This window comes from Coriobacteriia bacterium (genome assembly GCA_016649875.1).
Lineage (GTDB): Bacteria > Actinomycetota > Coriobacteriia > WRKU01 > JAENWW01 > JAENWW01.
The window spans coordinates 96605-108872 of record JAENWW010000004.1 but is presented as its reverse complement, the minus strand read 5'-3'; the positions used below and the strand labels follow the sequence as shown (position 1 = coordinate 108872).

Below are 12268 nucleotides of genomic sequence, written 5' to 3'. Positions count from 1 at the left end.
CCCTTAGATTTCCCGCCCTCGATAAAGAGCTGTACTGCTTTTTGTCTTTGCTCTTGTGAGTGCATAGACATCCTCCTGTTTCAAATCAGGTCCAGGATTTTGTCCGCACCCCCAGTTTTGCGTTAAGTCTGACAATTAACGTTTGAGTTTCGATGCAATTTCGAACGTTGTGTAATCGCGCATCGAAAGCAACCTGAATGACCTTTGTTTTGCACACTTGAAGGCGGCTTTATCAATCTCGATTTCGAAATCTTCCAGGGACGAAAACGTATCGGCAACGCCGATTTCAAGTGCGGAAAGAACAAGCGATGAGGCGACAGAGTAATCCGACATTTCAACGAAATAAACACGTCGCGCCCTCTGTCGAGGGTTGGGCGTGTCTATGGAACTGATAGTAATCATCAAAACTTTCCATCGTAGAGTAAATGTGGAGAATTGCTGTAATTCAAACAATCCTATTTCTTGGAAGACCCGGCCTTCGGCACGGGTTGCGTCATGCTGCTTTCAGTATTCTTCCCAGGCGAAGGAATGCCGAGCGCCTCGCGGACCTTCGCCTCGATTTCGTCTCGAATCGTCGGGTTGGACCGTAGTATATCCTTTGATGCCTCCCTGCCCTGACCAAGTCGTTCACTTTCATAGGAATACCAAGAGCCAGACCTCGTAACGATACCTTCCTGAACACCGAGGTCGAGTATCGATCCCTCCTTGCTGATTCCCTCACCGTACATCAAATCGAATTCAGCGGTTCGAAACGGTGGAGCGACCTTGTTCTTGACAACCTTGACGCGAACTCGATTTCCGATGGAGTCGGGACCCTGTTTGATATAGTCGATACGGCGAATATCTAAGCGCACCGTTGAAAAGAATTTCAGCGCCCGGCCGCCGGTGGTGACCTCGGGGCTACCGTACATGACGCCGATCTTTTCGCGAAGCTGGTTGATGAAAATGCACGTGGTGTTCGACTTATTGAGTGAACCGGCCAGTTTTCGCAATGCTTGGCTCATAAGGCGAGCCTGAAGACCGACCGTCATATCGCCCATCTCCCCCTCGATTTCCGCCCGGGGAACAAGAGCGGCGACAGAGTCCACCACTATTACGTCGACGGCGCCCGAGCGAACGAGCATATCGGCGATTTCAAGACCTTGTTCACCGGTATCCGGTTGTGAAATGAGTATATTGTCTATGTCCACGCCGAGTTTTGCGGCATAGCTCGGATCGAGGGCATGCTCGGCGTCGATGAATGCGGCTATGCCGCCGAGAGCCTGAGCTTCTGCGGCTATCTGTAGAGCGAGAGTTGTTTTACCGCTCGACTCCGGTCCGAAGATTTCAACGATTCGACCACGAGGAATACCGCCTATCCCGAGTGCTGCGTCAAGTGCGAGAGATCCGGTGGGTATGACATCTATTTTGAGAATGCTGTCCGTATCCCCATACCGCATAATGGAACCTTTACCGAATTTCTTTTCAATTTCAGACTTGGTGAGGTCGAGCATCTTCTCTTTTTGTGCATCCATGAATGGTCTCCTTTATTACCGGATTGCATTTACTAATGATAGGCGAACATATGTTCGCAGTCAATACCATTCCAAGAGATTGATGAAGTAATGCTACCGCAGAGGTTCGACACGATTATGAAAGAAAGTCGGAAATAAGCCTTAAGGCACTCTTAATGGTGAGAGCCCGTATTTCATCCCTCGAAAAATGGGCGAACGATTCTTCATGCGTCATCGTTTTGTTCCGGTCGCTGAGTCCGAAATACACCGTTCCGACCTCGACGCCGAATTCGTCTGATTCCGGTCCGGCGACACCCGTTACGCTTATGGCGACATCCGAGCCCGTCTGTAAACGAGCACCGATTGCCATTTCCTCCGCACACTGCGCCGAAGCCGGCCCGAACGTGCCGAGCGTTTCACAGGAGACGCCTATAAGCCTCTGTTTTTGGAGCGTTTGGTAGGTGACAAACCCACCCGCGTAATAGCGTGAAGCACCCGGAACCGACGTGATACAAGCTCCGAGGAGCCCGCCTGTCAGTGATTCGGCCGTGGAAAGAGTTCGATTCGACTCGATGAATCGTTGGGAAAGTTGCACGCACAGGTCATGAAGTTCATCTGAAAAACAAGAGGAGGTTTCTCCTACCTGTTCCATGGCCCCTCCAAAACATCGGATGCTTTCGAAAAATAATCGACCATCGACCAGATGGTGACGACCACGGCGGCGGCGAGCGTCGCATACGACAGCAACATCAAGCCGTGTGAGATGGCGGAACTCCACAACGCTTTATCTGCCCCGTTGACGACGATGAGCATGCAGATGGAAACAATCTGTAAAACCGTTTTGAATTTTCCGAGAGGAGAGGCTGCAATGACAACCCCTTCGGCAACCGCGATCATCCGAAGTCCGCTCACGAGAAACTCACGTGCGATGATCACGAAGGCTATCCAGGCCGGTATCGCTTGGAGCTCGACGAGTGCCATAAGCGCTGCGGTGACCAAAAGCTTATCAGCCAAAGGGTCGACGAATTTCCCGAATGTGGTGACTTCGTTACGTGAACGAGCCAAATAGCCGTCGACGGCGTCCGTCGCAGCGATGATGGCGAAAACGAACGCGGCGAGTATCGGTTGGACCATCGAGTACAGCTGATGACTTGAGGCGAATAAGGGAAGCGACGGCCAGTCGACAAGCAAAATTACCAAGAATATCGGAATCAAAAAAATTCGCGTCAACGTAACCGTGTTCGCCACTCCGAGTTTCCTGTTCTTTCCTGATTCCATTATTTCGCCATTCCGTCTAAATCATACAATATCGAGTCGAATATTTCAGCTTCCACGTACGTGCCGATGGTACAGGAATCCTCGTGCAAAAACTTGACATGAGTCACTCCGTCTATGTCGGGGGCCTGACCGGCACTACGCCCGTAGATTGCCCCTTCTTCATCATAGCCTTCAAGGAGTATGTCTTCTCTTCGTCCCACGCGAGCACCGGCTCTACTCCAACCGATGCGATCTGCGATGTCCCTGAGTTCTTGAAGACGGGCGCCTTTCACGTCATCGTCGATTTGCCCACCCAACGTGGCCGCGATGGTGCCGTCTTCGGCGGAAAATGCAAATATTCCGACGTAGTCGAATTCGACTGTTTCCACGAAGTCGACGATTGATTCGAAGTCTTCGTCGGTTTCGCCCGGATAGCCGACCATGAGCGTGGTGCGCAAAACGACATCGGGCATGTACCGACGAATCTTCTCGATGAGTCCGAGAAAGGAGTTCTTGTCTCCGGCCCTGTTCATGGAGCGCAGTATATTCTTCTCACAATGTTGAAGAGGCATTTCGACATAGCGGCACATCTTCGGCAATCGAGACATCGTCTCAAGAAGAGCATCCGTCACGCCTTCCGGCTGCAAATACATGAGGCGAACGCGCGCAACGTGTTGCAATGCGCAGACTCCTTCGATGACATCGATCAGCGTGTCTCCGTTTGATAAGTCGCGTCCGTATTCACTGGTATCTTGGCCTATCAGGATAAATTCCGATACCCCCTTTCTCGAGAGGGCATCCACTTCGGAAAGAATCTCGTCGAGAGGTTTACTGATGAACGGACCGCGTATCGAAGGGATGGTGCAGTAAGCGCAGTTTCTGTGACATCCATCGGAAATCATGATGTAGGCATACGACGATTGAACCGTCCTTGCGTCCGAATGCGGTTGAAGACGAGCGGGGACAGAGGTGATGCGTTCGATTTCATCGCACAGGGTATGCTCGTCTACGACCGGCAAAAACACGGATACTTCCGACAGAGTGTCTTCAAGCTCTTTACCGTAACGGCTCACCATGCATCCCGATACGAACAGATGCCGGTCTTCTTTTTCCGGCAACCAGACATCCGCAATTTCCAAAATCGTTTCAATTGACTCTTCGGTTGCATCTTGAATGAATGAGCAGGTATTGACGACGATTATGTCGGCCACGTCGATATTATCCGTCACTTGATAAACACTATGCTCAATCTGAGCACGCATTTTGTCGGTGTCCACTTCGTTTTTCGGACAACCGAGCGTTATAAAGGCAACTGTTATCATTCAAGGATTCTATCTATAATTTATGAACTGGAGAGGAATACCGAAATCTTTTTCTTTCAAATACGCAATGGCTTCTTGCAGTGCATCTCTACTTGCACTCGATACTCGAATTTTTTCGCCCTCGATTTGAGTTTTCACTTTGAATTTTTCAGCCTTGATTTCCTTATTTATTTTTTTAATGAGATCTTCGTCTATGCCCGAGACGACTGTCCCTTTGTAGCGAACCATGCTACCCGAGGCGTTTTCAGGTCCCGACCATGAGACGGATTCGGGGTCGACTTGTCGACGAACCAACTTTGAGATCAAAACATCTTTCACCTGGCCGGCGATGAAATCACTCGGCGCAAGGAGCGTGAAGATATGTTCACCTTTTTCAAAATCGAGAGTCGAGCCCGAATCCTTCAGGTCGTAACGTTGGATGAGTTCTTTTGCCGCCTGTTGAAAGGCATTGTCGACTTCTTGAAAATCGACTTCCGAGACGACATCGAAACTACTGTCTTTTGCCATAAGTGGACTCCCCTTTCATGAGATTACTATTTGCTATTGGAAGTAAGCGTCACTTCGGCGTTGGCCGTAGTCGGCATCTTGTACGTTTTGCCATCGAGATAGACCAGCAGTTTTCCGGGCTCCGCCGCGGTTATCACCGCATTCCCCACGACATCGTATACTTTCTTGTTTCCGTTTGTCAAAGTTCCATTATAGGCTTGCGCGCCGTCCACCACAATTTTTACTTGGGTGGCAACGCCGCTTTTCACTCCGACTCTCAAGGCGAACGGTTTATTCGTCGAAGAAGCGGTATCGGTTGTATTCACCGAAGTTGTTTGTGCCGATTCGGTGCTCTTCGGTACGACAGGCGTCGGTATCACATCCGGTTTTTTGAAAATAAGTGTTGCGGCGAGCCAGACGATGAAACCGATGAGCGCAATTCCTCCGCAAATAACCAATGCGACGCGCCAATTGATGGCATGCTGTTGATGCGATGACGGGACGACCTCATTCGTATGAATGGGGCGATCATGATTACCTTCCGACGTGCTTATGCCCGACTCTTTATCGAACTGCGTGAGAAAAGGCTGTGGATCCAAGCCGAGAAAATGAGTATAGCTGTTGATAAATCCCCGAACATACCCCGGTGCGGGCAAACCGTCGATGTCTCCTGCTTCCATGTTTTCCAGAATCTTGAGACGAATTATCGTCTCTCTCGCCACATCGGAGAGCGTGTATCCGGCATCTTTCCGTGCTTGATAAAGCATTTCTCCGAATGTAGCCATAATTTTACTCTTCTTCCTCGAATTCCAATTCATCACCGAGTATAGTTCGTTTAATCTCGTCGAGCCCGTCGAAATCCACGAGTATTTTGCGTGGTTTCGATCCATCGGGCAAACCGACGATTCCGAGCTCAGTTAAAGTATCCATGATTCGTCCGGCTCGTGCATAACCTACACTGAAATTCCGCTGAATCGAACTGGTCGATCCGAGCCCCGCCGATATCACGAACTCCGCTGCTGGCCAAAGATAATCGTCGTTGAGGGCGCCCGACCCTTTGGATTGGCCATTTTCACTCGAATGCGCAATAAGGATTTCTCGATGATATTCGGGTTTTACCTGCCCTTTGAGCATCGAGACCACCGCGGCGATTTCTTGAGTCGAAATAAAGCAACCCTGTATCCGTTTCGGTTTCGGCCAGGCGGGAGTCGTGTAAAGCATGTCGCCATTGCCCGTCAGCTGTTCGGCACCGTTTTGGTCCAAGATGACTCGAGAGTCCATGGATGACCCCACATTGAATGCAATCCTGTTTGTGATATTCGATTTTATAAGGCCCGTGACAATGGTGGCTTCCGGCCGTTGGGTGGCGACTATGAGATGTATTCCGGCAGCTCTCGCCTTTTGCGCTATACGGACAATGGAAGTTTCAACCTCTTTTGCGGCAACCATCATGAGATCGGCGAGTTCGTCAATGACCACCACGAGATAGGGAAGATTTTCGGGATCCTCTCCCGCCTCACCGGCAAGTAATTTCTCATTATACGCGCCGATGTCACGCACCCCGAGTTTTTGGAATACTTTAAGGCGTCGTTCCATTTCGGTGACCGCCCACGCAAGAGCGGCAGCCGCTTCCTGCGGTTCGGTTACAACCGGCACATAAAGATGCGGAATGTCATTATAAAACGTCATTTCGACACGTTTGGGGTCGATGAGGATGAACCGGACCTCGGAGGGTGTGGCACGCATGATCATGCTCATGAGCATGGAGTTGATTGCAACCGACTTACCGGATCCTGTGGTCCCTCCGATGAGAAGGTGCGGCATTTTGTCGAGATCTCTCACAATGCTCTTGCCGGCGACATCTTTTCCGATTGCCAAGGCCAAGGGCCCTGCGGTTCCGGCCGGTGGCAAAACATCGCCGAGTGTGACAGAAGTTCGCGTCGAATTGGGCACTTCGATTCCCACGAGGCTTTCGCCGGGAATCGGAGCTAGGATTCGAAGAGTCGGGGCTGCGAGAGCGAGAGCGAGTTCATTGTCGAGAGCGGTGATTTTATGCAAACGCACACCTTTTGCTATCTCGATTTTAAAGAGAGTGACCGTCGGACCGGCAATCCAGTCGACCACTCGCGACGGAACATCGAAAGTGTTGAGTGTGTCGACGATATTGTCAGCGGTGATTCTCGCCTCTCGATGCCCCTCTTTCTCCGCAGCAGGGTCGGCCTTTGCGCTTTTCAAGAGCAAATCGAAAGAAGGAAGCTCGAACCCTTCAAGAGCTTTCGGGCCGATGGTGCTTTTATTCACAGCGACGGTTTCCGCATCCGACCTTGTCACGGTTTTTTGATCACGCAATGCACGCGGTCGGACCGCAATCGTCTCTTGATCACGGGAGTCTTCGTCAAACTCGTTCAAATTTCCGAGCGCATCGGAAGGGTCGGTGGCTTTTTTGTGGCGGTCTCCGCTGATGGCACGCGTTTTAGGCACTTGGGATGCCGAACGGGTGGACACGGCTTTTTTCGCTTTTTCTTCGCGAACATCCGCAATCCAGTCGGATATGCTTTCGACGAGTCTCGAAAATGACAGACCCGTTATCGCAAGGCCCACTAAGCCGAGCGCACATAGAATGATTCCGGTGATTATCGTACCGGTGAGTCTCACGAATGCCCACGTTATGCCAGAACCCACGAATCCGCCGTAGCTCGAAACCGTATGCATGTCGAAAAGCAAAACGAAGGGCATCTTCAAAGCAGCGAAAGAAATTATCGAAAGAAGAATACAGGAAAGCCCGACGGCGATGCGAGCCTCACGAATTTCCGCACGTGGAATGAAAAACGACAATCCCCACAATATGAGGGCTGCCGGCAAAATGTATGAGCCTATGCCGAACAGCTCTTTCAGCCCCCAAGCAATCGCGTCGGTGGCAACTCCCGTATTTTTACTTACCACGGCAACGAGAAGCGCAATACCTAAGGCGGTTATGACAACCCCGGCGATATCCATATGCGCATCGGTGCCGATGTCGGAGGTACGCCCGTCACGAGCCCTTCCCGTATTACGAGTCGTCGATTTTCGAGATGCCTTGTTGCGCGTATTTTTCATCGTTTTTGCCACGTATGCTACACCTAAACTTCAAGTATGACAGGTACTATCATGGGGCGATGCTTGGTGCGCTCCCAGATAAGTTGCGCAACCGAATCGCGCACGCTCTTTCGAGAGTTGGAGAGATCGGAATGTTCACGCGTTACGCGCTCAAGCGTCTTTATCGCCCGTTCGCTCACATCGGCTTCGAAATCCTCGCCTTCAGGAAAGACAATTCCCCTCGAAACGATCTCGGGTTGACCGATGACTTGAGACGTACGCTTATTGATCGCCAAAACTATCGTCATCATTCCGTCTTGGTTCATATGTTGACGGTCACGCAAAACGATGTTATCCATGTCCCCGACGTTGAGTCCGTCGACATAGATGACTCCGTTGGGAACGCTTTCGGCCCGAACGGCGCCATGCTCGTCGAACTCGAGAACATCACCGTTCTCGAGAACGAAAATATAGTTTTCCGGAATACCGACCGTCATGGCGAGTTTCTTATGCGCCACGAGATGGCGAGCCTCGCCGTGCACAGGCATCAGATATTCAGGCTTGGTCATGTTGAGCATCAATTTCAGTTCTTCTTGCGAAGCGTGTCCAGAAACGTGAACATCCGCTCGATGTTTGTCGAAAACATCCGCACCCGCCTTGATCAGCATGTTTTCAACGTTGGAGACGGCCTTCTCGTTGCCTGGTACGGGCGTTGCCGACAAGATGACGGTATCTCCCGAGTTGATGGTGAAAGAGCGATGCTCACCGGCGGCCATACGCGAGAGAGCGGAAAGCGGCTCCCCCTGGCTCCCGGTGCAAAGGACGAGAATGTGATCCGAAGAATGACCCTTGAGATTGAACGCGTCGACGATATTCTTTTCATCTATATGAAGATAACCGAGCTCTCGGGCAATTTTTGTATTCTGCACCATCGAGCGTCCTGTGACGACGACTTTTCTGTCCGCCGCCACCGCAGCGTCACATACTTGTTGAAGACGATGGATGTGCGAGGAGAACGATGCAACGAACACTTTCTTCTTTGCGGCGGCGATAATCGGCACGAGACCACGACCGACCTCGGCCTCTGAATGCGTGTAACCGGGTACTTCCGCGTTCGTCGAATCGCTCAACAACAGCATAACGCCCTCTTTGCCGCATTCGGCGAGAGCACTGAAGTCGGTAACCACTTTGTCAATCGGTGTTTGGTCGAATTTAAAGTCACCGGTATGCAAAACATTTCCGACAGGTGTCTTGATGTATATTGCCACTCCACCCGGAATAGAATGGTTGACCGCGATGAAACGAAGGTCGAATATCCCGCGTTTAATCTGGTCGTTAGGCTTGATTTCAATGAATTTCGCGTTCTTTATTCCGTGCTCTTTGAACTTACCCTTGATCAAGCCGATGGTAAGCTTCGTGGCTACTATCGGCACGGGATCACCGATATCCTTCAACAGATAAGGAAGCGCTCCCGTATGGTCTTCGTGACCATGCGTGATAAAAATTCCGCGCAACTTATGCTTATTCTCGACGACATACGAATAGTCGGGCAAGATGAGGTCCACACCGGGATGATCATCATCGGGAAACATCAGGCCGGCGTCGACGACTATCATATCGTCACCATATTCAAAGACCGTCATGTTTTTCCCGATACCGTCGAGGCCGCCGAGCGGAATGACGCGGAGTTTCTTCGAATTGTTTGCCTTAGCGGGTTGAGGATTCGGATTCTTCCTTCGAGCATTTTGTCTCGGCTTGTTACTGTGAGATCTACTACTGCGAGGCTTACTCTGTTCCGCATCCTTTTTGATGCTTGGCTTTTCAGCCGGTACCTCGGACTTACTTTCTACGTTCTTATTTCCATTCATATTTTTCCAAACTATATCAGTCGAGTTCGTTCAGTTGAGAAAATGTATCATTCATAACCGAGACGAGCTCTGCGTGTTGCTCCGCCGTCGGCTCGACGAGAGGAAGTCGTACTCCTCCGACATCGAAGCCTTCCGTGGCGAGAGCATCTTTTACCATGATTGGGTTTGACGTCAAGAAGATTGCATCGATGAGCGGCATGAGAATCTCATACAACTTCAAGGCGCGTTTTTCATCTTTTGCGACGATAGCCTCAATCATTTCTTTCACATAAGGTCCGGCCACATGGCTCAAGACCGAAATCACACCTGTCGCGCCGAGCTTCATCATGGGCAAAGTCAGCCCATCATCACCCGAAAGTACTTCGAATCCGTCAGGCGCGCCTTCGATGATGGTGCGAGCCTGTGAAAGGTCTGGATTCGCTTGCTTGAGTGCAACGATGTTTTCCACGTCGTTCGCCAAACGAAGTACGGTTTCCGGCTCGATGTTGATGACACATCGACCGGGGATATTGTAGAGAACGACCGGAACATCGACGGATTCGGCGATTTTACGAAAGTGACGATACAAACCTTCTTGCGGCGGCTTGTTGTAATAAGGGGTTACAAGCATAACTCCATCCACACCGAGTTTCGTCACTTCACGCGCGAAAGACACCGAATCGTCGGTGCAGTTATCTCCGACATTCGCGATTATCGGTCCCCTGCTTCCGGCACCGTCGAGTACTGCTCGAAACAACTCTATTTTCTGGTCGTAAAAGACCGTCGGGCTCTCTCCCGTCGTACCGCACACGACGAGACCTTCGGAACCGGTGTCGAAAAGCCTATTGGCAAGTTCGGCGCTTCTTACTATATCGAGAGCCCCATCCTTATCGAAAGGTGTGACCATAGCCGTCAGAAGTCTACCGAACCTTGGTTGTGCGGACATGTGCATTCTCCAAACTGATCTTGCGTTATACCATACCTATCAATTGTGCCACAAAAGCCCTACATATCCACGCGCCATGACTTAACGGTATGGTATCGAAGTTCCGCTACACCGCCCGACCACATTTTCGAATCCTCCATCTTGAGAGGAAGAGGACGCTTTATGGCATTGAACAGTGAGAGCCCTTCGCCCAAAACGACCGGCTGGATGAACACGTGCAGTTCATCGAGCAATCCTGCTTTCATGAGCGATGTAGCGAGTTCGGCTCCGCCGGCGACCCAGATATCCCCCGCCTTATCATCGATTTTCATGCGTGCGACGACCTGCTCGGCACGTTCTCGGTCGATGATGGTCGAATCATCGGTGAATAACCGCATATCGGGATTCGATGAAAACACCACAATCTCTTTGTCTTCATAAGGAAAATAGCCTTTATCGCCCGAAATGCGGAGGATATGCTCATATGTTTTTCGACCGAAGACCATCGTGGAAATACTGCTGTAAAAATCGTTGAAGCCGTAATCGACATTCGGACTTCCCGTCATCCACCCCGTCGCATGCTCGCTATCCGCTATAAAGCCGTCGACGCTCATCGTCACGTAGTAAATACATTTACGCATGGGTTGCTCCGAGGTTAAACGTCGAATGAAGCGCGGCGACCGCGCGGTCGCAGTCAACGCTTGCGACGAGTACGGAAATAGTCGTATTCGAGTCTGTCACCTGATAAATATCTATGTTTTCAGACAAAAGCGATGTGGATATCTTTGCGATGACACCGACGACACCGTGCATTCCCGCACCGATCAGGGTAACTTTCGATAGCTGAGTTGAAAGCCTATAGCTGAATCCTAAATCGGCCAAACACTTTTCCGCGCGCTTAGTCGAAGAGGATGCGACGGTGAAAAGTAATTTGGAATCGGCCGGCGTGAACATGTCGAGCGAGATGCAGTTCTCAGCCAAAGCATTATAAATCGCCGTCTGGTTTTTCAGATGGTTCGAACATCCCTCCGCGGTAGCGAGATTCACGATGAAACGAGAAACATCGTGCGTGTGCACAACGGCAGTTGCAACCGCACCGGGTCGATACGATGCCATATCGACGACGCAGGTGCCTTCATGCTCAGTATAGGTGTTTTTCACATAGAGCGCGACTCCGCTCTTCAGCGCCAGTTCGGCAGCCGGAGTATGCACGATTTTGCTCCCCATTTGTGCCATCTGGTAGAGTTCGTCCGCCCTGATGGTGCCGACCACGCGAGCATCCTTTACGATGCGAGGATCCGCGGTCATCACTCCGTCGACATCGCTGTAAATCTCGACAGCCTCGGCATTCAATGAAACCCCGAGCGCACAAGCAGTCGTATCCGAGCCGCCGCGACCGAGAGTCACAATCGCTCCCGAGTCTTGCGAGATGGCCTGAAACCCGCACACGATGGGAACTCCCCCGTCACGCAGGATCCCGAGAATTTTATGTGTGTGAATCTCTGTGATAACTGCGTTTTGCGCCGTGTCGGTTGCATAGATTCCACAATCCGGACCGGTCAGCGCGAGAGCATCTATACCTCGAGCCCTCAGTCCTCCGGCGACGACGATGCTCGAAATGATTTCTCCGACGCTTGCAAGAGCGTCATTTTCACGTTCGGATTGTGGGAAATCCTGCACGAGACCCAAAAGCGTGTCGGTTGCATACGGCATGCCTTTACGCCCCATGGCAGACACCACGACGACCGGCAGCTTGTCTTCCGATTGCACCTTTTTTATGCGTTGCGCTAGGGCAAAACGGCCTTCTTCGGTTGCGACGGATGTCCCACCAAACTTCATGACTACGACAGGTTTCGTCATGTA

The 12268-nt window shown here is 51.1% G+C and carries 12 protein-coding genes; all 12 read right to left on the bottom strand.

Annotated features, from left to right (window positions below):
* Window positions 1-135: 135 nt before the first annotated feature.
* Window positions 136-402: a hypothetical protein gene (locus JJE36_02845; protein ID MBK5211239.1), complete on the bottom strand. Its 267-nt coding sequence runs from the start codon at window positions 400-402 to the stop codon at window positions 136-138.
* 53 nt (window positions 403-455) lie between these two features.
* On the bottom strand, window positions 456-1514 hold the full coding sequence (gene recA / locus JJE36_02840; protein MBK5211238.1) for a recombinase RecA: 1059 nt from the start codon (window positions 1512-1514) through the stop codon (window positions 456-458).
* Between the two features lie 115 nt (window positions 1515-1629).
* Window positions 1630-2145: a CinA family protein gene (locus JJE36_02835; protein ID MBK5211237.1), complete on the bottom strand. Its 516-nt coding sequence runs from the start codon at window positions 2143-2145 to the stop codon at window positions 1630-1632.
* Window positions 2133-2771: a CDP-diacylglycerol--glycerol-3-phosphate 3-phosphatidyltransferase gene (gene pgsA, locus JJE36_02830; GenBank protein MBK5211236.1), complete on the bottom strand. Its 639-nt coding sequence runs from the start codon at window positions 2769-2771 to the stop codon at window positions 2133-2135. The genes JJE36_02835 and pgsA overlap by 13 nt, the downstream gene beginning before the upstream one ends.
* Entirely contained in the window at window positions 2771-4072 is a 1302-nt protein-coding gene (rimO, locus tag JJE36_02825) for a 30S ribosomal protein S12 methylthiotransferase RimO (GenBank protein MBK5211235.1), read from the bottom strand. The genes pgsA and rimO overlap by 1 nt, the downstream gene beginning before the upstream one ends.
* A 9-nt stretch (window positions 4073-4081) precedes the next feature.
* Window positions 4082-4579 carry a YajQ family cyclic di-GMP-binding protein gene (locus tag JJE36_02820; protein ID MBK5211234.1) on the bottom strand — a complete coding sequence of 166 codons (498 nt, stop codon included), beginning with the start codon at window positions 4577-4579 and terminating at the stop codon, window positions 4082-4084.
* Between the two features lie 26 nt (window positions 4580-4605).
* On the bottom strand, window positions 4606-5343 hold the full coding sequence (locus JJE36_02815; protein MBK5211233.1) for a helix-turn-helix domain-containing protein: 738 nt from the start codon (window positions 5341-5343) through the stop codon (window positions 4606-4608).
* 4 nt (window positions 5344-5347) lie between these two features.
* A complete protein-coding gene (locus tag JJE36_02810) occupies window positions 5348-7228 on the bottom strand; it encodes a DNA translocase FtsK (GenBank protein ID MBK5211232.1) in 1881 nt (626 codons plus the stop codon).
* A gap of 449 nt (window positions 7229-7677) precedes the next feature.
* Complete coding sequence (locus tag JJE36_02805) at window positions 7678-9501, bottom strand: ribonuclease J (protein MBK5211231.1); 1824 nt, start codon at window positions 9499-9501, stop codon at window positions 7678-7680.
* Window positions 9502-9517: 16 nt separating this feature from the next.
* Complete coding sequence (dapA, locus tag JJE36_02800) at window positions 9518-10426, bottom strand: 4-hydroxy-tetrahydrodipicolinate synthase (protein MBK5211230.1); 909 nt, start codon at window positions 10424-10426, stop codon at window positions 9518-9520.
* A 59-nt stretch (window positions 10427-10485) separates the two neighbouring features.
* Window positions 10486-11046: a dihydrofolate reductase gene (locus tag JJE36_02795; GenBank protein MBK5211229.1), complete on the bottom strand. Its 561-nt coding sequence runs from the start codon at window positions 11044-11046 to the stop codon at window positions 10486-10488.
* Window positions 11039-12265 carry an aspartate kinase gene (locus JJE36_02790; GenBank protein ID MBK5211228.1) on the bottom strand — a complete coding sequence of 409 codons (1227 nt, stop codon included), beginning with the start codon at window positions 12263-12265 and terminating at the stop codon, window positions 11039-11041. Before JJE36_02790 ends, JJE36_02795 begins: the two co-directional genes overlap by 8 nt.
* Between the last annotated feature and the right edge of the window lie 3 nt (window positions 12266-12268).